The 22,613-nt window shown below is 70.8% G+C and carries 22 protein-coding genes and 1 pseudogene; 14 read left to right on the forward strand and 9 right to left on the reverse strand.

The window, feature by feature from the left end; all coding sequences use genetic code 11:
- Positions 1-57: 57 nt before the first annotated feature.
- The 3 genes from AC1UKG_RS02670 to AC1UKG_RS02680 all read right to left on the reverse strand — a co-directional run bounded on the left by AC1UKG_RS02670 (position 58) and on the right by AC1UKG_RS02680 (position 3,060).
- Entirely contained in the window at positions 58-1,074 is a 1,017-nt protein-coding gene (locus tag AC1UKG_RS02670; protein WP_026271419.1) for a VldE C-terminal domain-containing protein, read from the reverse strand.
- A 298-nt stretch (positions 1,075-1,372) separates the two neighbouring features.
- On the reverse strand, positions 1,373-2,719 hold the full coding sequence (locus AC1UKG_RS02675) for a YibE/F family protein (protein ID WP_482641886.1): 1,347 nt from the start codon (positions 2,717-2,719) through the stop codon (positions 1,373-1,375).
- Positions 2,720-2,757: 38 nt separating this feature from the next.
- Positions 2,758-3,060, reverse strand: a complete 303-nt coding sequence (locus tag AC1UKG_RS02680) for a metal-sensitive transcriptional regulator (protein ID WP_018254491.1) — start codon at positions 3,058-3,060, stop codon at positions 2,758-2,760.
- A gap of 104 nt (positions 3,061-3,164) precedes the next feature.
- Here AC1UKG_RS02680 and AC1UKG_RS02685 point away from each other — a divergent pair, with 104 nt between their 5' ends.
- Genes AC1UKG_RS02685 through AC1UKG_RS02695 form a run of 3 tightly spaced genes read left to right on the forward strand, consistent with a single transcriptional unit; the run spans position 3,165 to position 5,885 of the window.
- Positions 3,165-3,374 (forward strand): heavy-metal-associated domain-containing protein, encoded by a 210-nt coding sequence (locus AC1UKG_RS02685; protein ID WP_018731537.1) that lies wholly within the window; start codon positions 3,165-3,167, stop codon positions 3,372-3,374.
- A gap of 22 nt (positions 3,375-3,396) precedes the next feature.
- Entirely contained in the window at positions 3,397-3,585 is a 189-nt protein-coding gene (locus AC1UKG_RS02690) for a hypothetical protein (RefSeq protein ID WP_018743299.1), read from the forward strand.
- 8 nt (positions 3,586-3,593) lie between these two features.
- Positions 3,594-5,885 carry a heavy metal translocating P-type ATPase gene (locus AC1UKG_RS02695; RefSeq protein ID WP_018743300.1) on the forward strand — a complete coding sequence of 764 codons (2,292 nt, stop codon included), beginning with the start codon at positions 3,594-3,596 and terminating at the stop codon, positions 5,883-5,885.
- 450 nt (positions 5,886-6,335) lie between these two features.
- Here the strand turns inward: AC1UKG_RS02695 and AC1UKG_RS02700 are convergent, their stop codons facing one another.
- Complete coding sequence (locus AC1UKG_RS02700) at positions 6,336-7,379, reverse strand: cation transporter (protein ID WP_018743302.1); 1,044 nt, start codon at positions 7,377-7,379, stop codon at positions 6,336-6,338.
- Positions 7,380-7,539: 160 nt separating this feature from the next.
- On the opposite strand from AC1UKG_RS02700, the gene AC1UKG_RS02705 reads away from it, so the two are divergent.
- On the forward strand, positions 7,540-8,337 hold the full coding sequence (locus AC1UKG_RS02705) for a class I SAM-dependent methyltransferase (RefSeq protein WP_018814248.1): 798 nt from the start codon (positions 7,540-7,542) through the stop codon (positions 8,335-8,337).
- 108 nt (positions 8,338-8,445) lie between these two features.
- Positions 8,446-8,748 (forward strand): hypothetical protein, encoded by a 303-nt coding sequence (locus tag AC1UKG_RS02710; protein ID WP_018743304.1) that lies wholly within the window; start codon positions 8,446-8,448, stop codon positions 8,746-8,748.
- 131 nt (positions 8,749-8,879) lie between these two features.
- Here the strand turns inward: AC1UKG_RS02710 and AC1UKG_RS02715 are convergent, their stop codons facing one another.
- Positions 8,880-9,581, reverse strand: coding sequence for a spermine/spermidine synthase domain-containing protein (locus AC1UKG_RS02715; RefSeq protein WP_018743305.1), 702 nt, complete (start codon positions 9,579-9,581; stop codon positions 8,880-8,882).
- Between the two features lie 441 nt (positions 9,582-10,022).
- Between AC1UKG_RS02715 and AC1UKG_RS02720 the strand changes: the two genes are divergently transcribed.
- The 7 genes from AC1UKG_RS02720 to AC1UKG_RS02750 all read left to right on the forward strand — a co-directional run bounded on the left by AC1UKG_RS02720 (position 10,023) and on the right by AC1UKG_RS02750 (position 17,435).
- Complete coding sequence (locus AC1UKG_RS02720) at positions 10,023-10,829, forward strand: cupin-like domain-containing protein (protein WP_018743306.1); 807 nt, start codon at positions 10,023-10,025, stop codon at positions 10,827-10,829.
- Complete coding sequence (locus AC1UKG_RS02725) at positions 10,826-12,079, forward strand: 8-amino-7-oxononanoate synthase family protein (protein ID WP_018743307.1); 1,254 nt, start codon at positions 10,826-10,828, stop codon at positions 12,077-12,079. The genes AC1UKG_RS02720 and AC1UKG_RS02725 overlap by 4 nt, the downstream gene beginning before the upstream one ends.
- Complete coding sequence (locus tag AC1UKG_RS02730) at positions 12,076-12,936, forward strand: aldolase/citrate lyase family protein (protein WP_018743308.1); 861 nt, start codon at positions 12,076-12,078, stop codon at positions 12,934-12,936. Before AC1UKG_RS02725 ends, AC1UKG_RS02730 begins: the two co-directional genes overlap by 4 nt.
- Positions 12,933-13,916, forward strand: a complete 984-nt coding sequence (locus AC1UKG_RS02735; protein WP_018743309.1) for an ornithine cyclodeaminase family protein — start codon at positions 12,933-12,935, stop codon at positions 13,914-13,916. The genes AC1UKG_RS02730 and AC1UKG_RS02735 overlap by 4 nt, the downstream gene beginning before the upstream one ends.
- Complete coding sequence (locus AC1UKG_RS02740) at positions 13,903-15,255, forward strand: hypothetical protein (RefSeq protein ID WP_482641885.1); 1,353 nt, start codon at positions 13,903-13,905, stop codon at positions 15,253-15,255. Before AC1UKG_RS02735 ends, AC1UKG_RS02740 begins: the two co-directional genes overlap by 14 nt.
- A 31-nt stretch (positions 15,256-15,286) precedes the next feature.
- A complete protein-coding gene (locus AC1UKG_RS02745) occupies positions 15,287-15,778 on the forward strand; it encodes a MaoC family dehydratase (RefSeq protein ID WP_018814253.1) in 492 nt (163 codons plus the stop codon).
- A 154-nt stretch (positions 15,779-15,932) separates the two neighbouring features.
- Positions 15,933-17,435 (forward strand): aminopeptidase P family protein, encoded by a 1,503-nt coding sequence (locus AC1UKG_RS02750; protein ID WP_018743312.1) that lies wholly within the window; start codon positions 15,933-15,935, stop codon positions 17,433-17,435.
- Positions 17,436-17,542: 107 nt separating this feature from the next.
- On the opposite strand, the gene AC1UKG_RS02755 is transcribed toward AC1UKG_RS02750, so the two are convergent.
- Positions 17,543-18,016 carry an FtsX-like permease family protein gene (locus tag AC1UKG_RS02755; protein ID WP_482641884.1) on the reverse strand — a complete coding sequence of 158 codons (474 nt, stop codon included), beginning with the start codon at positions 18,014-18,016 and terminating at the stop codon, positions 17,543-17,545.
- On the opposite strand from AC1UKG_RS02755, the gene AC1UKG_RS02760 reads away from it, so the two are divergent.
- Positions 17,976-18,281, forward strand: coding sequence for a sensor domain-containing protein (locus tag AC1UKG_RS02760; protein ID WP_482641883.1), 306 nt, complete (start codon positions 17,976-17,978; stop codon positions 18,279-18,281). The genes AC1UKG_RS02755 and AC1UKG_RS02760 overlap by 41 nt on opposite strands.
- Positions 18,223-18,462 (forward strand): annotated as a pseudogene (locus AC1UKG_RS02765) (response regulator transcription factor); the annotation flags it as partial. The gene AC1UKG_RS02760 and the pseudogene AC1UKG_RS02765, both read left to right, overlap by 59 nt.
- A 33-nt stretch (positions 18,463-18,495) precedes the next feature.
- Here AC1UKG_RS02765 and AC1UKG_RS02770 read toward each other — a convergent pair.
- The 3 genes from AC1UKG_RS02770 to AC1UKG_RS02780 are packed head-to-tail and all read right to left on the reverse strand — an operon-like array spanning position 18,496 to position 22,458.
- A complete protein-coding gene (locus AC1UKG_RS02770) occupies positions 18,496-19,191 on the reverse strand; it encodes a hypothetical protein (protein WP_026271421.1) in 696 nt (231 codons plus the stop codon).
- Positions 19,188-20,747 carry a type VII secretion protein EccE gene (gene eccE / locus AC1UKG_RS02775; protein WP_482641882.1) on the reverse strand — a complete coding sequence of 520 codons (1,560 nt, stop codon included), beginning with the start codon at positions 20,745-20,747 and terminating at the stop codon, positions 19,188-19,190. The genes AC1UKG_RS02770 and eccE overlap by 4 nt, the downstream gene beginning before the upstream one ends.
- A 31-nt stretch (positions 20,748-20,778) precedes the next feature.
- Entirely contained in the window at positions 20,779-22,458 is a 1,680-nt protein-coding gene (locus tag AC1UKG_RS02780) for a right-handed parallel beta-helix repeat-containing protein (RefSeq protein WP_482641881.1), read from the reverse strand.
- Positions 22,459-22,613: the final 155 nt, after the last annotated feature.

Below are 22,613 nucleotides of genomic sequence, written 5' to 3' on the forward strand. Positions count from 1 at the left end.
AGAACGACAGCGGGCCGGCGCCGCGAAAGCGTGGCGCCGGCCCCGGTGCGTCGGCGGCTACAGCAACGACACGTGGACGTGGTCGGTGTGGTTCGATGGGCCGCTGTACGACTTCCAGCCGGTGGCCGGGAACCAGATCTGCCGGTTCCAGATCACGTAGTAGATGCCGAGCTGGTCGGCGTTACGCACCAGGAACGCAGTCAGGTTGTTGCCGTAGATGCGCATGTCGTTGTTGTACCAGGATTGGAAACCGCTGTCCTGGAGCGACCAGTCGCAGGCCCGGCCCTTGGGGTGCTCGTACGGCCCGCCGGAGCGGTAGCATCCGACGAATTTGTCAAAGCCGGCTCGTTTGACCTCGTTGTACATGTGCAGCGTCCGCGCGGTGATGCAGCCACCGGTGGTCGGGTCGTCCTCGGTGCACCCAAGCGACTGCCAGCTGCCATCCGAGTTGCGCCCCGGGGCGACCCGGGCGACCGGCGACTCGGCGTCGACCAGGCCGCCGGTGAGGCCGTTGCCGCCGACCAGGCGGAGGGCCTTCTCCGCTTCGAGCTTTCCGCGTTCGAGGTCGCTCTCGAGCTTCTGTTGCTTGCGGACCTCTTCGTCAACCCCCACCTTCGCCTGCTCGGCACGGGTCTTGATCGTGTTGACCGCCTTGATGCGCTGATCGTTGACGCGGTTCAGCTCATCCAGGGCGGTAGCCCGGGCGATGAACGAGTCGGGGGTGTCTGCTTCCAGCAACGCCGATATCGCGCCGACCCGTCCCGTCCGGTATGACTGAGTCGCGATCTCTGCCACCTGGGGGCCGAGCTTGTCCAGCTCGGCCTGCGCCTTCTCGATCTCCTTCTCGAGGGTGGCCTGACGCTTCTCGGACTCCGCCAGCTGCGCCTTGGCCTTCACGTACTCGCGGTTGCGGACCTCGATGAGATCGCCGAGTAGCTCCGGCTCCTCGTCGTGCCCCGAGGGCTGCGGGGGGGAGGTGGGGGTGGCGGACACCGGGATCGGCCCGGCGAGCACGGCCAGCGCGGTGAGCACAGCCGCCACGGGCGTCAACCAGCGGCGAGGGGGTGCCGTCACAATGATCCCTTCCGTTGACCGCCGGCTGGGCGAGCTGACGGGTTGGGGCGGTACGTGCTCCCTGAGCGGGCAGCCGCACTTCGGCTGCCCGTTCCCCCGGCTCGCCTCGCGGCGATTGGGCGGTGGTCCCGCAGGTGCCGGTACGCGCCTTCGGCGGTGACCGGCAGCGAGGTTACCTGACGCTCATCCGGTCGAGCCACGCCCCATATTCGACCAATCGCACGAATTCGCCGATACGTTGGGTGATTAGTGCCCTGATGGCCCGCCCAGCGGGTCCGGTTCATTACGCTGAGTACTTTTACCATGGGTCTTCCGTGTTCTGGCCCCGGTCGCTCCGTCGATCGGCGGCGGAGGCGCCCGGGCCGGAGCGGGGAGTGCTGAGCGCCTCCAGTACCTCGACGCGGGCGGCCCGCGGTCGCGGTGGTGATGCGGCAGCGGTGCTCCCACCCGACTCGCCGCCAGCGGTGCGACCGGCGGCGGTCACGACGGCGGCGAGCCCGGTGGTGAGGGGGACCGCGGCGATCAATCCCAGCGTGGCCACCGCGCTGCGGACGATCTCCTGGGCGAGGAATTCGCTGGTCAGGATCTGGCTCACCGGGCGCGAGTCGGCGGTCAGCAGGAGCAGCACCGGCAGTGAGGCTCCGGCGTACGCCAGCACGATGGTGTTCACCGTGGAGGCGATGTGGGCCCGACCGACCCGGGTCGCGGAGCGATAGAGCTGGCGGCGGGACAATCCCGGGTTGGCCGTTGCCAGCTCGGTCACCGTGGCGGCCTGGGTCACGGTGACATCGTCCAGTACCCCGAGCGAGCCGATGATGATGCCGGCCAGCAGCAGACCGTGCAGGTCGACGTTGGTCTGGAACATCGACAGCGTGATCGCCTCCTCGCTGCCGTACCCGGTCAGCCGGGCGGCGGCGGTGGCGAGTGTGCCGAGGAGGCCGGTGAGGATCAGGCTGCCCAGGGTGCCGAGAACCGCCACCGATGTCTGCGCGGTCACGCCGTGGGTGAGGTAGAGGACCACGAACATGATCAGTGCGGCGCCGACCACCGCGACCAGTAGCGGCGACCGGCCGGCGCTGATCCCCGGCAGGACGAACGTCAGGAGGACGGCGAAGCTCGCCGCCAGGCCGGCGAGGGCGGCGAGACCGCGCCAGCGGCCGAACGCCACGATCGCGGCGGCGAAGAGCGCCACCAGCCACAGCAGGGGCTTGCCCCGCTGGTGCTCCGCGATGGTGTACATGCTCGTGGTCGGGTCGGTGGGGTCGGTCAGCTCGACCAGGATGATCTCGTCGTCAACGGCGACATCGGGGGCACCCGGTCCAGCGGGAATCGGGGTGCCGACCTGCCGCCCGGCGTCCGGCCCCTGCTCGACCCGGACGGTCACCTCGCCACAGGGGCCGTCATCGGTGGTCAGCCCGGGGTCGGACGGCGCCGGGGTGGGGGGACAGGGCTCGGTGACCACCTTCGTCACGGTGCCGTGGTACCGGGGTGGCTCGGTGCCCGGCTCGGCCGTACGGGTGTCGCGCGGCCAGAGGGCCACCGCGGTGACCAGGGTGGCGAGGAGCAGGGGGACCACCGTCGCCACGAGGATCCGTCGCACCCGGGGTGGGGTGGACGGAGCGGGTCGGGTGTGGTCGGCGCCCATTTGTTCTCCCAACGACTACCGGGCGAAGAACGGGACGGTCAGCCGCGTTTCATCAGTCGGCCGACGGCAGCCATCATCTCGGTCGCCATCTCGTCGGCCCGTCCCTCGGCCGCCCCCTCGTGCAGGCAGTGCCGGGCGTGCCCGTCCAGCAACCCGAGCGCCACCTTGTCCAGTGCGGCCTGGATCGCGGAGATCTGGGTGAGGACGTCGATGCAGTATCGATCCTCCTCGACCATCTTCTCGATTCCCCGGACCTGCCCCTCGACCCGGCGCAGCCGGGTGAGTAGCTGGTCCTTGCTGGCGGTGTAACCGCGGACCGGGGCGGGGTCGGGTCTGGTCATGCGGATCAGGATAGCGTACCCCTCGGGGGTATGTTAAAGTCGCGGACAGTTACCCCTGGGGGGTATTGCCTCGGGGGGTTGGACTGGCAACAGGGGAGGTTCCCATGGTCACCACCACGTACCAGGTGCAGGGCATGACCTGCGGGCACTGCGTAGCCGCGGTCAGCGCCGAGGTGGGTGAGCTGCCGGGGGTGGAGCAGGTCGAGGTCGACCTGGCAGCTGGCCGGTTGACCGTCACCAGTCAGCACCCGATGAAGGTCGAGACCGTACGCGCCGCCGTTGACGAGGCCGGCTACGACCTCGTCAACGCCTGACCACGTCGAGGCCGAGGCCCGCATGACAACGGCGACGAAGCTCACCGCCTTCCTGCTCGGTCTCGCGGCGGTGTTCGGCGCGGCGTACGGGGTCGGTCAGGTGACCGGCCCCGGCACCCCAACCCCAGCCGTCGAGACCCATCACGACGACCCCGAGCACGCAAATCCCGGGCATGACGACCCCGGCGCCGGGTCCCGCCCCGACCGGTAGGGAGCGCGATGACCACCACGAGCAGCCCGAAGCCGCGGGCCGCCAACCAGATTGAGTTGTCGATCGGCGGGATGACCTGCGCCTCCTGCGCCGCCCGCATCGAGAAGAAGCTGAACCGGATGCCCGGCGTGGCCGCCACGGTGAACTACGCCACCGAGAAGGCTCGGGTCGGGTACGCCGACGGGGTGACCCCCGATGACCTGATCGCCACGGTCGAGAAGACCGGCTACACCGCCGTCGTACCGCCGCCACCGGCAGCCGCAGCGGCGCCCGCCGCCGAGCCGGCTGACGAACTGCGCGGGCTTGCTACCCGGCTCTGGGTCTCGGCCGCGCTCACCGTGCCGGTGATCCTGCTGGCGATGGTGCCGCCCTGGCAGTTCACCTACTGGCAGTGGCTGTCGTTGACGCTGGCCGCCCCGGTGGTGGTCTGGGGTGGCCTACCGTTTCACCGGGCCGCGTGGGTCAACCTCCGGCACGCCGCGGCGACCATGGACACGTTGGTGTCGCTGGGCACCCTCGCCGCGTTCGGTTGGTCGCTCTGGGCGCTCTTCCTCGGCACGGCTGGCGTTCCCGGCGTGACCCACCCGTTCAGCTTCGCCATCGTCTCCGGCGGCGGTGCGGGCCACATCTACCTGGAGGCGGCGGCCGGCGTCACCACCTTCATCCTCGCCGGCCGCTACTTCGAGGCGCGCGCGAAGCGCACCGCCGGCGCGGCCCTGCGCACCCTGCTGGAGCTGGGTGCGAAGGACGTGGCGGTGCTGCGCGGTGACGCGGAGACCCGCATCCCGATCGACCAGCTTGTGGTGGGGGACCGGTTCGTGGTGCGCCCCGGTGAGAAGATCGCCACCGACGGGGTGGTGGTGGCGGGAAGCTCGGCGGTCGATGCCAGCATGCTCACCGGTGAATCCGTGCCGGTCGAGGTCAAGGCCGGTGACGCTGTGGTGGGCGCTACCGTCAACGCAGGTGGACGGCTGGTCGTGAAGGCCACCCGAGTCGGCAGCGACACGCAGCTCGCCCAGATGGCCCGACTGGTGGAGGCCGCGCAGTCCGGCAAGGCGGCCGTGCAGCGTCTCGCCGACCGGATCTCGGGGGTCTTCGTTCCCGTCGTGATCGCCCTCGCCGCCGCCACCCTGGGCTGGTGGCTGGGGAGCGGCGCCGGCCCGACCGCCGCCTTCACCGCCACCGTAGCTGTGTTGATCATTGCCTGCCCCTGTGCCCTGGGCCTGGCTACCCCCACCGCGCTGTTGGTCGGCACCGGTCGGGGTGCGCAGCTCGGCATCCTGATCAAGGGGCCGGAGGTACTGGAGTCCACCCGGACGGTGGACACGGTCGTGCTGGACAAGACCGGGACCGTCACCGCCGGTCGGATGACCCTGGTGGACGTGGTCGCGGCGAGCGGTGTGGAGCGGGCCGAACTGCTCCGGCTCGCCGGCGCCCTGGAGGCCGCCTCGGAGCATCCGATCGCCCAGGCGGTCGCAGCGGGCGCGGCCGAGGCGGGTCCCCTGCCGCCGGTAGCCGACTTCGCCAACCTCGAAGGGCTGGGCGTCGAGGGCACGGTGGCGGGCCACCGCGTGCTGGTCGGCCGGCTCCGACTGCTGCGGGACCGGGGACTGGACGTACCGGAGGAACTGGTGACGGCCGGTGCCACGGTGCAGGCCACCGGTGCGACGGTGGTGCTGGTGGCCTGGGACGGGCGGGCCCGCGGGCTGCTCGCGGTCGCCGACGTGGTCCGGCCGACCAGCGCGCTCGCGCTCCGACAACTGCGGGAGCTGGGCCTGAAGCCGGTGCTGCTCACCGGCGACAACGAGACCGTCGCCCGGGCGGTCGCGGCCGAGGTCGGGATCGACGAGGTGGTCGCGGAGGTGCTGCCCGCCGAGAAGGTGGCGGTGGTCCAGCGGCTTCAGCAGGAGGGCCGGGTGGTGGCGATGGTCGGTGACGGGGTCAACGACGCCGCGGCGCTGGCTCAGGCCGACCTCGGGCTGGCGATGGGTACCGGTACGGATGTGGCGATCGAAGCGTCCGACCTGACCCTGGTCCGGGGCGACCTGACCGCCGCCGCCGATGCCATCCGGTTGTCCCGGCGGACCCTAACGATCATCAAGGGCAACCTGTTCTGGGCGTTCGCCTACAACGTGGCGGCACTCCCCCTGGCCGCGGCCGGTCTGCTCAATCCAATGATCGCCGGAGCCGCGATGGCCTTCTCCTCGGTCTTCGTGGTCGTCAACAGTCTCCGACTGCGGGGTTTTCGCCCACTGACTCAGCTTTCGGCCGGACACCGGTCTTTCGGCCGCCCCCGGTAACGAGGAGTTACCCAAGCCCGCCCGGCCCGCGCGTTTTGCGCAGCTGCCGGGCGGGTACGCATCCTGCCGGGACTGCTGTGTCGCAAAGAGCCGTCGTCGCCGGGCCCGCCCCCGCCGTGGGGGCGGGACGTGTCCCACCGTCGAGTCCACTCGTTGCCAGGACAGCGCCGTACGGCGGCGTTGCCGGCAACTGGGGAGGTCGCGGTGCGAAACGGGGGTGAGTCGGGGTGTCGAGGTGCGTGGTGATCGCGCGGCGCGCCGCCGCGGTGGCGGCACTGGTCGTGCTGGTACTGACCGGTCACGGCGAGCAGCGCGACACGGGCAGCCCAGCCACTCCACCTCCGCCGGTTCCGACGAGCCGCTGACCCGCACCGTGCATCCGGGCCGGATCCACCGGACGGCACACCGTCGCCCACCGCGGACGAGCTTCGTTCGGGATCCTGGGCTTGGTCAGGTGGCCAGGATGATGGTCATCGCCGCGTAGCTGGTCAGCAACAGGATGCCCTCGAAGCCGAGCCGCCCCCAGCCGTACGCCTGTCGGACCAGCAGGCCGCCCAACAGGATCGCGGTCATGAACAGCGCGCTGGTGGTCACGAAGAGTTGGGCGTCGCCCGCGGCGTGGTAGATCGAGCCGCCGCGGTAGGCCACGTCGCCGACCACGAGGTTGAGGGCGTCCAGACTGTTGCCGCCGAGGACGGCGGCGATGGCCAGGGTCGGGGCGCCTCGGCGGACCGCCGCGACGGCGGTAACCGTCTCCGGGAGTGCGTTCACCGCGCCCATCAGGATCGCCCCGACGAAGCCCGCGCTCAAGCCAGTGCCCAGCACCAGGCTCTCGGCGGCCCGGGCGATCGCCCATCCTCCCATCGCGACCAGCAGGCCCACCGCCGCGAAGCGCACCCAGAGTCGGCTGGAGCTGGTCCGATCGAGGCTGCCGTGCTCGTGGGTGATGTCCGGCAGGGTCTCGGTGGTGGCGACGGCTCGCCACAGTGGACTCGCTCCGGAACGGCGGACCAGGTGTAGGCCGCCGAGGTAGGCGGCGACCATGGCGAGCGAGGCGGGGTGCAGACCGGCCACGGTGACGTCGGGTGCGTAGCGGCCGAGCAGGGCCAGCGAGAGCAGCACGATGAGCAGGACCCCGAAGAGTACGTTCGACAGCGACGCCGAGGCGTGCTCCAGGTTGGCCCGGCGGTGGAAGGCGTCGGCCACGGCGACCGCGGTGGTCTGGGCGGCGATCCCGCCGACCGCGTTGCTGTAGCCGAGCTGCGGCTGCTCCGCGGCCGCGGTGACAGCGGTCATCACGATGCCGGACAGCGATGTCGCCAGCCCGATGAAGACCGCGCCGAAGAACGCCTCACCCCAGCCGGTGCGGTCGGCGAGCGTGTCGCCGAGGGCGACCAGGCGAATGCTGCCCAGCACGGTGAGGATCCCCGCCACTCCGAATACGGCGATGCTGGGCCCGGTTGGCCACGGCAGGCTGGTCAGTACGTCCGGCACCGGCCGGGAATTCCCCGATCTGCCCGATCGAATCCCGCGGTGGCGGATGTCCGTATCGCAGCCCCCGGCGGGGCGGGCCGGAGCGGGTTGGCGCGTTTCGCCGCTCCCGGAACAGCCCCATGCCTATGGTTTTTACGTCATTTGCCGTGAGGAGTCAGTTATGAGCATATTCCATGGAACTGTCGGTTTCTACCGACAGTTCCGGCCGGACATACCGACGGCGGTGGCCGATGTCCTGGACGACGCGGTCCCCGCCGGATCGCCACGGCGGCTGCTCGACATCGGCACCGGCACCGGCCTCGTGGTGGAAGCGCTGCGGGACCGGTTCGACGACATCATCGGCATCGACCCGGACGCCGAGATGCTCACCGCGGCCGAGAACGCACTCCGCCCGCGGCTACCCGCCGACGCCCAGCTGCGCCTCCAGGAGGCCAACGCGGAGGAGTTCACCCCACCAGCCGGGTGGCAGGCCGACCTGGTGACGATCTGCCGAACGTTCCACTGGCTCGATCAGGCGAGGGTCCTGCACCAACTGGACGCACAGGTCAGCGCGGACGGTGTCGTCGCGATCTTCGCCGACAAGAGCTTCTGGGTCGCCAACAACGAGTGGGAACTGGCGGTCCGGGCGGTCATCCAAGAATTTCTCGGCGATCAACGTCGGGCGGGTAGTGGCACGTTCCACGGGCAGCGCCGCCCAGACCTTCAGGCCCTACGCGACTCGCCGTTCAACCAGGTCGAGGAGACCGTCGTACCGGTGCACCGGACCTGGTCGGCCAACAGCATCCTCGGCTACCTGCACTCCACCACGTTCGCCGAGCCGGAACTCTTTGGCGACCGACTCCATGAGTTCGACGACGCGGTTCGTGCCGTCCTGGCCCGGTACAGCGACACCGACACCTTCATCGAGGAGAACGAGTTCCTCATCCATCTCGGCCGGCGGCCGAGCGTGAGTCGGTAAGCCGGACCAGGTGACCTCAGTTCGGCCGTGCCACCACGTTCACCCGACCCCCAGGGTGGTGGAACATCCACCGGGTCGAGGCGGTGGGCCAAGCGCGGGCACCACCGCATGCGCAGCACCGCGATCACCGCGGTCCTGGCCGTGGCCGAGGTGGACGCCCAGGCCCGGGCGCTACGGCTGGCGTACGCGCAGTTGGTCCCGCGGACCCGGCTGGCGCTCGAGCGCACCGTCGCGGAGGCGGACTCGCTCGACGAGGATCGGTACACCAGGAAAACCTGGGCGGCGCTGACCCACGCCCTCGACAAGGCCGAGGCCACCCTGACCGACGCGGCGGCGAGCGACGCGAAGCTGACCAAGGCCGAGGCGGCGCTGGCGCAGGCACTGGCCGGGCTGAAGGTGAAGCCAGCCTAGGTCCTGGATCGTCCTTGCCCACCCAGCTCGTCGGCGAGGTGGGCGAGGACGGTGGCCGGGTCCGCTGCCCGGGTCAACGACCGGCCGGTGATGCCGTGGCTCGCGCCCGCCGGGGTGCTGCCGTACCTCGCTCATGCCGGCGACTCCGGTGGCTCTCCCCGCGCCGCCGGCGAAGCCCGGACCAGGTAGACGACGTCCGGTGCGCCGGCGGCGGTCGGCGTCTCCAGCAGCTCCAGGTCACCGAAGCGTTCCCGGAGCCGCTGCGCGAAGGCGTCGTCCCGGCTGGCGCTCCAGATCGCCAGAACACCCCCCGGCCGGAGTCGGCCGGCCACCAGGTCCAGCCCGCGCTGGGCGTACAACTCGGCGTTGGCCTCGAAGACCAGCCAGTTCGGGCCGTTGTCGGTGTCCAGGCAGATGGCGTCGTACTGCTCGTCGGTGTTGGCCAGCCAGGCGAGGATGTCCGCCTCGATGATCCGTACCCGGGGGTCGGTCTGCGCGGCGCCGGTGAGGTGGCGTAGGTGGTGGGCGTGCCAGCCGATCACGGTGGCCTCGATCTCGACCACGTCAACGGCGGCGAGCCGCGCGTGCTCGATCGCGCGCAGCAGCGAGAACCCGACGCCGAGCCCGCCGATGAGCAGCCGGGGCGCCGATGCCGTGCACCTGCTCATCGCCGCGTCAACCAGCAGCCGCTCGGACCGGCCGTCCGCGGTGTCCATCAGGAAGACGCCGTTGCTGATGACCTCGTAGCGGCCGTTCGACTCGCGGAGCACCAGCTCACCTCGACTGGTCGTCACCCGGTCCAGGGTGATCGGTGGCGGCCGGAAATCGTTCACGATAGGTACCCCCCGCGGGACGGGAAAGACGGGACGGGTCAGGCGGGCCAACGCGTCGCATCACTATAGGCGCCGGTCAGCGAACCACCCCGGGGAGTTTCGCGTCCCCACCTCTCCTGGTCGTGCTTGCGGCGGTGTGGGCCTGGCCGGTCCAGCCCTCCACCGTTGCCGCCTCGTGGTGGGCCGCCGGCGGAGTGCGCGCCTCGGCCTCGGCGGCGACGCGTACCGTGGTTCTACCGTCGGTCGCCGCCCTCGCCCTAGTCAGTAACTGTATGAAGTGGATCGGTTACCAACGTTCACAAGGTCCATATTGGTCGGTAGGGTGTCCTGAATGCGTCACTTTGGGATGCTCCTGCGGCAGGTCCGTTGGGGCTCCCAGTGGTAGAAGACGGAGGACGGATCGTGACGGTTCCGCAGGAGGCTGGCGTACCAGTCGCCCGCATGACGTTCGAGGAGTTCCAGGCGCTCGGCCCCGGCGGCCTCTTCAGGGCCGACGTGCCGACGGTGATCTCACTGCCGGAGAGCGTGCGCGGGCTCGGGCGCGAGGGGGTGGCGGCTCGGCTGGCCGACATGACCGTCACCCTCTTCACCGAACCGGGCGACAAGCACCACCCCGGACGCTGGGAGACCCGGGACATCACCCTGCGGGACTTCTTCGCCGACGAGCGCCACCTGACCGAGTCCGACACCTGGCACCGAGTGGTGTCGAACATCCGGAACAGCCCGGCCGACGTCAACGCCGTGATCGGCTTCGACGCCGAGGGGTTCTTCGGCTACGGCAGCTCGTTGTACGCGGCCAACCTCTGGATCAGCCACCGTGGTGTCTTCACCAAGAATCACTTCGACGAGTTTGAGAACTTCAACATCGCGCTGGAGGGCCGCAAGCGGTTCGTCATCGCACCGCCCGGGTCCCGCGACTACTACCCCCGGTCGGTGCTGCGCGGGTTCGGGGACAAGTCCCACGTGTTCGACCTCGACAACGTCGACCTGGGGCGCTTTCCGAGAGTGGCGCCGAAGCTCGCCCAGCGCCGCGACTTCGTCCTCGAACCCGGCCACATGCTCTACCTACCGCTCGGCTGGTGGCACCAGGCCGAATCCCTCGACCCCATCAACATCAATGTCAACTTCTGGTTGAAGTCGAAGAAGATTCTGCGCCGGCCACATGTGCTGGGCGTCGCCCTCTACACGTACGCCTACCGGCGATTCAAGGGCGTCTACAGCTACCAGCCCACCGAGGTGAACTCGTGAGCGACCGCAAGACCATCACCCCCACGCACCGCTACCGCAACAACGACAAGCTCATCGGCATCGGCAACACCTTCTGGAACATGTCCGAGGCGAACGGGGTCGCCGGCATCGTCGGTGACCTCGCCGACGGGATGTTCACCATGGCCGACGGCCACCAGTTCGTGAACTTCACCGTCTGCTCCTATCTGGACCTCGACACCCACCCGAAGGTCATCGACGGCGCGGTCGCAGCGCTCCGCCGGTTCAACGTGCTGGACCACTGCATTCCGCGCACCCGGGTGCAGACGCCGGTGCTGCTGGAGCTGGAGGAGTCACTCGGTGAACTCTTCGGCGCTATGGTGATCAGCGCGGTCTCCACCGCGGCGGCGAGCACCGGCCTGCTACCGCTGATCGCCTCCGGTCACCTCGGCAACGGCACCCGGCCGCTGATGGTCTTCGACAAGAACGCCCACGTGTCGCTGGCCAACGCCAAGCCGAGCTGCGCCGACGAGTCCGAGGTGGTTACCTGCAAACACCACGACCTCGACTACCTCGAAGACATGTGCCGCACCTACGAGCGGGTCTGCTACGTGGTGGACGGCGCCGACAGCCTCGGCGGCTACGCCCCGGTCAAGGAGCTCGCCGACCTGCAGGACAAATACAACATGCTGGTCTTCTACGACGACTCGCACTCGCTGTCGGCATACGGGCAGCGGGGGATCGGCTACGTGCGGACCCACGCGCCCCTCCTCGACCAGCGCACCATCACCGTCGCCACGCTGAGCAAGGGCTTCGGCGCGGGCGGCACGGCGGTCCTGCTCGACGGCTACCCACACGAGACGCGTCGGCTCGTCGAACGCTTCGCCGGCCCGCTGGGCTACTCGCAGAAGATGAACGCCGCCGCCGTCGGCGCCGCGCTCGCCTCCGCGGAGATTCACCGCACCGAGGAGCTGAACCAGCTCCAGGGGCGGCTCCGCGCCAACATCGCGTTGTTCGACTCGCTGCTCGACACCGCGCAGTCCGGCGAGTCGTACCCGATCCGGTTGGTGCCGATGAGCGACGACACGGTCGTTGCCGCCGCCCAGCAGGTCTTCACCGCCGGCTTCTACACCTCGCCGGTGTTCTTCCCGATCGTTGCCCGGGGCACCGCCGGGCTGCGGGTGATGCTGCGCGCCGGCCAGACAGAGGAGCAGATCCGGCGGCTCTGCGCGGTCCTGGTGCAGGCCGGGGCGCGTCCGGCCGCCCCGCTCGACGGACCGGTCGTCCGATGAGCGCCACCGTGCGCGCCATCCCGCGCAGCATCCTCTACACCCCGGCGCTGTCCCTGGACCGGGTCGTGAACGCCTGGTCGTACGACGCGGACGTGCACCTGATCGACCTGGAGGACTCCGTCCCGCCGACGGAGAAACCGGCCGCGCGGGTGGTCTGCCGGGACGCGTTGGACAAGGCCCCCCGGCCGACCAACGTCGCCGTCCGCATCAACGAGCTGGGCAGCGTCGAGGCCGTACACGACCTGCTGCTGCTCGCGGAGAGCCCGGTGCGGCCCGGAATCGTCGTGATGACCATGGTTACCTCCGCGGCCGAGGTCACCCTGCTGCGGCGGATCCTGGCCTCGGCCGGCGCCCAGCCGGAGATCTATGTGACGGTGGAGACCGTCGAGGCGGTCACCGAGATCGACGCCATCGCCGAGGCGGCCGATGGGCTGGTGCTGGGCTCGGCCGATCTGGCCGCCACGCTCAACGTCGAAATCACCTGGGCGGCGATGCTCGCCGCCCGGCAGGCCATGGCGATGGCCTGCGCGCGGCACGGTACGGCCTGTGTCGACACCGCCAACTTCCGGCTCTCCGAGCCGGCCGTGTTGGCGGAGGAGACCGTGCGGGTGCGGGCTCTCGGCTTTCACGGCAAGGCGACGGTGCACCCCAGCGAACTGGCCACGATCAACCAGGCCCTGCGTCCCCAGGACAACGAGGTGCGGCTGGCCCGTCGGGTGGTCTCGGCGGTCGGCAGTGCCAACGGCGGCATCGCCGTACTGGACGGCAGCATGGTGGGCCCACCGTTCGCCCGGATGGCCCACGCCACCGTGGCGCGTCAGGATGCGTGGGAAGCCCGATTCGGTGGCGCCGGATGACCGCGACGGCGATGGTCACCGGCGCCGACATGGCGGGCGCACGGCGGATGACCCAGGTGATCGACGTACTCGGCGAGATGTTCGTGGACCTGGCCACCGGCCGGACCCGCTCCCCGGCCCGTACGGTGGTGGAGCACGGCGAGCAGCGGGTGCTGCTGGTGAGTCCGGCGGTCTGGGAACGGCGTGGGGTCGGCAGTGTCAAGGTCACCACCCTGACCCCCGACAACCCCGGTCGGGGGCTGCCGCTGATCCACGGAGTCGTCGCCCTCACCGACCTGGAGACCGGGCGGATCACCGCGCTGCTGGACGGCGCCGAGCTGACCGCTGTACGGACCGGGGCGGTGGCGGCCCTGGCCACTCGTTTCTGCACCGCGGCGACCGCCGACGACCTCGCCGTGGTCGGTGCCGGAGTGCAGGCCCGCGCCCTCATCCGAGCGGTGGCGGCGGTACGTCCGATCAAGACCCTGCGGATCTTCTCGCGCACCCGGGCCGGTGCGGAGAAGCTCGCCGAGGAGGTGCGGGCGACGACGTCGATCCGGGTGCGGGTCTGCGACAGCGCGCAGACCGCCGTCGCGGACGCGCCGATCATCTGCACGGCTACCTCCACCAGCGACAGCACGCCGGTGGTGGCGGCGGACTGGGTGGCGCGCGGGGCGCACCTGAACGTGGTCGGCGGCACCCACCCGGACGCGATCGAGGTGGACCCGGCCCTGCTGGGAGACGCGGTGATCGTGGTCGAGGACCAGGCCGCCGCGGTGGACGGTGCGGGCGAGGTTCGGGCCGCCCTCGCCGCTGGTCTGCTCGTCGCCGACGAACTGCGGGAACTGGGCCGTCTGATCGGCGGCGAGGTCGAGTTCGGTGGCCGGAACTCGGTGCTACGCACGGTCGGTATGGCCATTGAGGACACCGCTGCGGCCCTCGCGCTCCACGAAGCGATGCCGCTGCCGGACGCGGTGGGGGAGTCGGATGCGCGGGGTTGAACCGGTCGCCACGACGGGACACCCGTGGTTCGGCGATCAACGGCTGGCGCCGGCCGCGCCGGCGGAGCTGCTCCGGTACCGGCTGCGCCGCGTGCTGCAGGACACCGGCTGGCCGTACCAGCCGGTGCTGCCGGCCGCGCCGATCACCATCCCTCGGGCTTCGTACGCGGAGCTGTTCCGGGTGTCCGGTGTCCTGGTGGGGCTGCTGCGCCGGACCGCCCTGGAGACCGCGCCCACCTTTCGGGAGCGGCTGGGGGTCTACCGGATGCCGGCCAGCGAGGACCAGCTCTGGCTGCGCGACCCCCTCCTCGACGAGCGGTACGCGGACTGGGTGGCCCGGCCGGACGCGGTAGTCGGCCCGGACGGGCTGCGATTCGTGGAGTTCAACGTCAGTGGCGCGCTCGCCGGTGCGGTGGAGACGCAGCGCCGCCTGGACGTGTGGCGTGAGCTCTACGCCGACGGGGACGGCCGCCTGCCGTACCACTCGCCGGACCCGTTCGCCGTGCGCGCCGAGATGTTTCGCTCGCTCGGCGCGGAGCTGGGGGTGGCGCCCCGGGTGGCCCTCGTCGGCAGTGCCCGGGTCCCGGGAGTTACCAGCTACTACTTCGAGGTTGAGGCCGAGTATCACCGCAGCCGGGGGCTTTCCACCCGGTTCTTCGAGCCGGAGGAGCTGCACGAGGCGTGGGACTGCCCGCCGGGGCGGCGTTACCCGATCGGGCTGCGCAACTTCACCATCCCGGACTGGATTGACGCCGGCGTCCCCACGGCCGAGGTGCAGGAGGCCCTGGACCACGGCACCCTGCTGGTGGGTACCCAGACCGCCACCTTCCTGCACAGCAAACTGACCATGGGCCTGCTCTCGGAGGGGCGGCCCTGGATGACCACGGCCGAGCGGTCTCTGGTCAGCCGGTACTTGCCCTGGACCCGGGTGCTCTCCGAGCGACGGACCGAACGCGCGGGCGAGCAGGTTGACCTGCTGCCGTACGTGTTGCGCAACCGCGAGCGGCTGGTGCTCAAGGAGGCGCTGGGGGACTGCGGCAAGCAGGTGGTGATCGGACCAGAGGTGACTGCCGCGGAGTGGGAGACCGCGGTGGCGGCCGGGGCCGACGGCACCAGCATCGTGCAGGAGTTCGTGCCGCCCCAGACCTGCCGGGTGGCGCTGCTGGCAGATGGCACCGACGAACCCCACGACGCCGATGTCGCCCCGGTGCTGGGGCCGCTGCTGTTCGGTGGTCGGCCGGCGGGGCTGTGGTGCCGCTACCGCACCGATGGCGCGGCCGGAATCGTCAACGCCCGGGGCTCGGCCGCCGGGGCGGACAACGCCATGGTGGCGTTCTGACCCTATCCACCCGAGACGTCGGAGACAGCAGATGACGCTACGCCGAGTCAATGACCACGAGTACGTCGAAGAGCACGGTGGGGACTACGAGGACTTCGCACCCGGGATGGTGATCCGGCACTGGCCGGGACGCACCCTCTCCGAAGCCGACAACACCTGGTTGACGCTGTTGACGATGAACCAGCATCCGCTGCACTTCGATCAGCACTACGCCGCCGGCGCCGAGTACGGCCGGGTCCTGGTCAACAGCGGCATCACCCTCTGCCTGATCGGCGGGATGACCGTGCAGGCGCTCTCCGCGCGCGCCGTGGCCAATCTGGGCTGGGACAAGGTGCGGCTCAAGGAGCCCGTCTTCGTCGGGGACACCCTCTACGCGACGAGCCGGATCCTGCAGAAGCGACTGTCGCGGTCCCGTCCCGGCAACGGGATCGTGACGGTGGAGACAACGGGCACGAAAGCGACCGGAGAGCCGGTGATCGTTTTTGAGCGATCCTTCCTGGTCCGCTGCCGGGAGGCGGGCTGAGTCCGTTGCTGCGAGGCGGCCGAATTCGGTGCCGGGAGGCCGGCACCGCCGACGGGCACGGCACCTGGAAAGGTGCCACAGCCCATCGACCACTTACCACGTGCGGCAAACCGTGGGTCGGTGCCGATGACCCGATCTGGCAGGATGTGTCGGCATGACGAGCGAGAAGCAGGCGAAGGCCAGCCACCGCGGCATTCCCAGCAGCAACGAGTTCCGTGAATTCATCGGCTCCGGATGGGCCAACCCCGACCGGGAGCCCACCCCCCGCGCCGCCGTGGCCGACCACGCCGCCCGGCGCCGGAGCGCGCTGTCGCAGCAGTTCCCCGGCGAGCGGCTCGTCATCCCGGCCGGCGGTCTGAAGGTGCGCAGCAACGACACCGACTACCCGTTCCGGCCGCACACCGCCTTCGCCCACCTCTCCGGCCTCGGCGCGCACACCGACCCGGACAGCGTCCTGGTGCTCGACCCGAAGCCGGGCGGTGGCCACCACGCCATCCTCTACTTCCGGCCGCTGGCCCCGCGAGACAGCGAGGAGTTCTACGCCGACTCCCGTCGTGGCGAGTTCTGGGTGGGTCCGCGCCCGAGCATCGCCGACCGGGAGTCGGAGCTGGGCATCACCGCGCGGCACATCGACTCGCTCGCCGACGACCTCGCCAAGGACGACGCCGCCGCCCGGCTGCGGGTGGTCCGGGACGTCGATTCGCACCTCACCGAGCTGGTGGAGAACGTCCGCGCCCAGGGTGGCGCGACCGGCTCGGAGCAGGAACGGGCGGAGGCGGACGTGGAGTTCGCCCGGCACCTCTCCACCATGCGCCTGATCAAGGATGAGTGGGAGGTGGGCGAGATGCGCAAGGCCGTCGCCGCCACCCACAAGGGCTTCGACGCGATGATCGCCTCGCTGCCCGAGGCGGTCCGCAGGGGCCGGGGCGAGCGCTGGGTCGAGGGCGTCTTCGGCCTCTACTCCCGGCACGAGGGCAACGGCGTCGGCTACGAGTCGATCTGCGCCTCCGGTGACCACGCCAACACGATCCACTGGACGAAGAACACCGGCGAGGTTCGTGAAGGCGACCTGATCCTGATCGACTGCGGGATCGAGATCGACTCGCTCTTCACCGCCGACATCACCCGTACCCTGCCGGTTACCGGTCGCTTCACCGATGTGCAGCGCCGGATCTACGACGCCGTCTACGAGGCGCAGCAGGCCGGGCTGGCCGCGGTGAAGCCGGGCAACAAGTTCAGCGACATCCACGCCGCGGCGAACGCGGTGATCGCCCGAATCCTGCACGAGTGGGGGCTGCTGCCCGAGGGGGTCACCCTGGAGCAGACCCTGGACCGCGAGAAGGGTGGCTGGCACCGCCGCTGGATGGTCCACGGCACCTCGCACCACCTGGGCTTGGACGTGCACGACTGCCAGCTGATGCTGCGCGAGAAGTACATGGACAGCGAGTTGCAGCCGGGCATGATCCTCACCGTGGAGCCGGGCCTCTACTTCAAGTCCGACGACCTGCGGGTGCCGGCGGAGTTCCGCGGCAACGGCGTGCGGATCGAGGACGACGTGCTGGTGACCGAGGACGGCTGCGAAAACCTCTCCGCGGCGATGCCGCGGACCTCCCACGAGGTGGAGGAGTGGATGGCGCGGGTCTGGGCGAACGCCTGACCCACCCGAACACCTGCCCCACCCGTCCTACCGGATCCACCCGGTAGGAGGCCCGCCACGGCCCGTACGACGTGGCCCGCGACCGGCGCACCGGTCGCGGGCCACGCTCAGGTGCTCCGCGCACGCAGCTGGCGCCAGGACACGAAGGCGCTCGCGGCCGTCGCCAGGGCCAGGGTGCTGAGGACCGCCCCGGCCGCCGCCGCGCCACCGAGCTGCACGGACACGCGGGTCGCGGTCTCGGCGCCGAGGCCCGAGGCGACACCGGCCAGCGGCAGCACGGTGGCGAGCAGACCCAGCACCGAGCCGATGATCATCAGTAGCCCGGTCTCGCCGACCGCTACCCCGAGCAGCTGTCGCCGGGTGCCCCCGGCCGACCTCAGTACGGCGAGGTCGCCGCGCCGCCCCACCGCCGCCAGGGCCATGCTGTTGGCCACCGCCAGCCCGCTGTAGCCGACCGCGACCACCGTGAGCACGCCCGCCAGGCTGTCGGTCAGTTCGGCGTCGGTGAGGTAGTCCTGCCGCGCGAACTCTTCGGCGTCGATGTGCCTCTTCGTGGTGGCGGTCAGCGTCGGCCTCCTCACCGTCGTCGTGGTCGTCGGGGCCGCACTGCTGCTGGCCGCCGCGTTGATGGGGCTGCCCTTCGCCCGCCTGGAACGCTGGCGGCTGCAGCTGGTCGACCTGGACGGACTCCCAAACCCCGCACCGACCACCGGCGGGCCAGGGGCCGCGCGCCTGGCTACGTACCCGGCTGACGGAGCCGGCGACCTGGCGGGAGCTGGCCCTGATGGTGATCCGTCAGCTGATGGGCCGCCGCTCCGATTCAAGGCGCCGGGTGACCGCCCGTGAGCTCGAGGTGCTCGCGTTGATGGCACAGGGCCGCTCCAATGACATGATCGGCCGGCAGCTACACGTCACGGACGCAGCGGTCAACAAGCACATCGGCAACATCTTCTGCAAACTTGACCTGCCGGTCGCCACCGACGGCCACCGGCGGGTACTCGCGGTGCCGGCCTACCTGCGCCGCTGAAACGCCGGGGCGCCGAGGTGGACGGCCGGACGGTCAGGCACCGCCGCGGGCCACCGACCCGATCAACTGGCGCTCGGTGTGGGTCATACTCAGCATGACCCACTGCACCTTGCCCCTGGTGATCAGGCCAACCATCTCCGGGTGCAACTGGGTGAACCAGCTCTGCACGCTCACCAGCCCCAGCGCGCTCGCCGCCGTCGCCGCCTCCGCCGCCGTCAGCCGCTGGAGCAGCACGATGTCGCTGCGTACCAGGGCGGCGGAGTCCCAGCCGGCCAGGTCGTCGCGGACCACCAGGGTGGCTCGCCACGGCGCGCTGAGCCCCGGGTCGGGGCCGGCGACCGGGCCGGTGTCGACCACGACGAGCTGTGGTTCGGTCGGGTTGGCCGCGGCCGGTGGCGGGATACCCGGCGGCAGGAACGAGGCGATTTCCCGGCCGATGACGCAGCGCCGCAGGAAGGTATCCCACTCCCGCTCGCGTCGGGTCTGGATGAAGAGCCGGGCGCCGAGTGCGATGGCGCGGAAGGCGATCAGCTGGGCGCTGCGGACGCCGCCGGTCAGCATCAGCCGGGTCGGTTCGGCCCGGAAGAGGCGCAGCCCCACCGGCTCCTGCTGTCGGTTGCGACCGACGACCAGGCCACCGCCGCCAGCGACCAGGCGCAGGCCGCCAACGGATGCGGCGTCGGTGCGGTGCAACCCCATCCGACTGTCCGGGAAAGCGACACTCTTCACCGCAGGAAACCTCCGAGCGGGAGCGTGGCGGCCACCCCGTGGGCGTGCTCGCCGTCGAGTCGTTGCAGCCGACCGCCGTGGCGGCGGATCGCCTCGTGCAGGGCCTGGTCGGAGGCGGCCAGACCGTCCGGCCCGCTGCTCAACAGCCGGAAGGCCGCCTCCATGGCGAGGTCGTCGCCGTCCGCCCGGCTGACGGCGATCGACACCACGCCCCCGGCGGCGGGGAGTCCCCGCAGCAGCGCGTCGATCTCCCATTGCCGGCTGGGCCAGTCCAGCAGCCGGTGGCAGCTCTGCCGGGCGCCCGCGGTCGACCAGGCCCGCCAAGACTCGCGGGCGAGTGGTTGCTCGCCGGCGCCCGGCGCTACGCGGGCCAGGTGGGTGAGGGTGGTGACGGCGGCGAGCACCTCGTCCCGGTTGAGCATCCGCGCCGCCACCCGCTCCTGCCGCAGCAGCCGTCGGGTCCGCCGAATCACCCCGGTCAGCGTCGGGAGTAGGTCGCGATCGGCGTGGAAGTCGGGGGTTCGCGCCGCCTGGAGCACCACCCACGCCTGCCGACTGGCCGGCACGTCCCCATTGGTCAGTTCTCGGTACGCCCGGTCCACCGCCGCCGCGCCGGGGCGGGCACGCGGTGTCGGGGTCACCTGGATGAGCAGCTGCACCACCACCGGCGGTGCCTTCGCATCTGCCGGTGGCAGGAGCGCAGCGGGGGAGGGCAGGGCCTGCGGAGCGCTCATCAGCAGGGCACCCTCGGTGGGGTCGACATCGAAGACGACGCTCAGCCCAGCCGGGTGGGTCAGCAACACCGCCGGCTGGTCGTCGATCTCGACGCTCTCCAGCTCCACGCCGCACCCCAGTTGGGCCAGGAGCTGCCGGGCCGGGTCCGGGTCGCCCGCGGTCAGCTGCCGGTGTCGCCTCCGGAAACCCCACCAGACCGAGACCCACTGGTGCAGCCAGCGGCCACGGAACCGGATCGCTGTCGGGGCGAGCACCACCACCGCCACGACGGCGATCACGGCGGTCAGCGCTGCACTGTGCTGTGTGGCGGCGAGTACCGCCGCGACCCCGAACTGCCACGCGACCAGCTGGAAAACGGTGATCCCACCGATCCGAAGTGGAAGCCGATATGGTCGCACCCGCATGGCGGCCGGGACGTCGGCCGTGGGTGGTGCCCCGGTGGCGGTGGCGGACGAGGCGGGGGCTGCCGGCGACGCGGCCGTCATGGCGGCCTCCGACGGTGCCGCCGCAGTGGCCTGTGCCGCCGCGGTGGCCTGCGCCGCCGGGTTGGCCTGCGCTGTCGGGTTGGGTGGTGATGTCTCTGTTCCCCGTGCGCCGTAGACGGTGCTGGTCGCCGCCCGACCCTGTGCACGCTGCGCGGCCCAGGCGTGACCGGGCCCACTGTCCGCCTGGCTCAGCGGCCGCGCGGGCGCCGGCCCACCGGCCTGCTGCCCTGCAGCACCCCGTTGCTCGGGTGGCGCTTGCTGGGCCGGCTGGGCGGCCGCATCCGGGTGGTGCTGCCAACCCGGTTCACCCGGCCGTGCCGCACCCGGATGAGTCACCTCACGTCCTCCTCAGCTGGGCCGCTACCACTCAGTTACCGATCGCGACGCGGATGTCGGCCACCGTCACCGTACGCAGCTCGTCCAGGTCGGGGCGCTGACCAGACTGGCGCAGCCGCTGCGCCTGGGCCTTGCGTACGCGTTCGAAGAGTGTGCGGGCCTCGCGGGCGTTGCCGAAGTTCTGGTCTCGTTCGATGGTGGCGAAATGCGCCCGGACCAGCTCGGCGGCGCCCTCGGCGAGCAGGTACTCGTCACCGCCGGCGATCCGCTCCACGATGACGGCCAGCTGCTCCGGGCTGTAGTTGCCGAACTCGATGGTCTTGGCGAAGCGGGAGGCGAGACCCGGGTTCGCGTCGAGGAACTGGCGCATCTCCCCGGTGTAGCCGGCGGCGATGACAGCCACCTGTTCGCGGTGGTCCTCCATTAGCTTGACCAGCGTGTCGATGGCTTCCTGGCCGAAGTCACCGCCGCTGCCGAAGGAGCGGGAAAGGGTGTAGGCCTCGTCGATGAAGAGCACCCCGCCCCGGGCTGCCTCGAACGCCGCGGCAGTCTTCTCCGCCGTGTGGCCCAGGTACTGGCCGACGAGGTCCCGCCGGGACACCTCCCGGAAGGCCCCGCCCGGCAGCGTGCCGAGCGCCGCCAGCAGCTCGCCGTAGATGCGGGCCACTGTGGTCTTACCGGTGCCCGGCGTGCCCGCGAAAATAAGGTGGTGGCTGGCCGTGCCGACCGGTAGCCCAGCGGCGCGTCGCCACCCGTTCACCTGAATCTCGTCGATCAGCGCGTGTACCTGCTCCTTCACCGCCTCCAGACCGACCATGGCCTCCAGTTCAGCCAGGAGCTGCTCGGTGCGTTCGGTGTCCGGCGCCTGCCCGGCCTGCGCCGCCTCCGCCCCGAAGGTCGTACGCCGGCTGGTGGAGCCCTCCACGATGGTGGGCGTGGCGTCGGCCCCCACCTCGATCGCCGGTAGCGCGGTGTTCTCGGTGGTGCACTCCTCCACCATGCCCTGGCAGCCGCGGCCGAAGGAGACAGCTGGCCCCCGGGTGTCCCGAATTCGACAGCGCCGTAGCACCGGAGCGCACTGGTGCGCCACGGCGACGCCGGCGTGACCGGTCTGGGAGATGTCGCAGGCCTCGATGGTCGGACGGCCATACTGGTAGACATAGATGCCGCGGTTGCCGCAGCGGGTGATCGTGCTGGCGCGGATCGTCGGCGATGCCCCGATCCGAACGATGATGCCGTCCTCGCTCAGGTCGCTGAACTCACACCCCTCCACAGTGCCGTCAGCGTCGTCAATGACGAGGCCGTAGCGGGCGCCATTGACCCGACAGCCGGTCACGCTGAACTCCGACCCGCGGGACACCGAGATCGCCGGGCCGAAACCGGCGCTCAGCTCGCAGTTGGTCAGCACAAGCTGCGCCCGTTCGACCGCGACGCCCGGAGCGTCGCCGGCCTTGAGGACCAGATCCCGCAGCTCCAGGCGACCCGAGTTGGCCGAGACCGTGGGGTACTCCCCGCAGGACGCGTCAACGGTCACGGTGCCGGCGCCCTGCGCGGCGACGATGGTGACGGCATAGTCGTTGATGAACAACGCCTCGTGGTAGGTGCCCTGGCTGACGGAGATCACGGCGTCGGTGTCCACCGCCGCGAGCGCGTCCCCGATGGATGGATACGCGCCGGGCTGATCCGGGGAGACGAGAAGGGCACGCGTCATGGCTCCGGGCTTCGTGCATCGGCAGAAGGGGTTACGTCGAACGATATCCCAGGCGCTCGACCTGGCGGGGCCCCGTGGCGAAGGGCGGAAGGCGCCTCCTGCCCGGTAGTGGGTGTCGGTGCAGCGAGACCGGGGTGCCGCCCACGCGACGAGTG

This window comes from Salinispora sp. CH2A1_6, assembly GCF_056820975.1.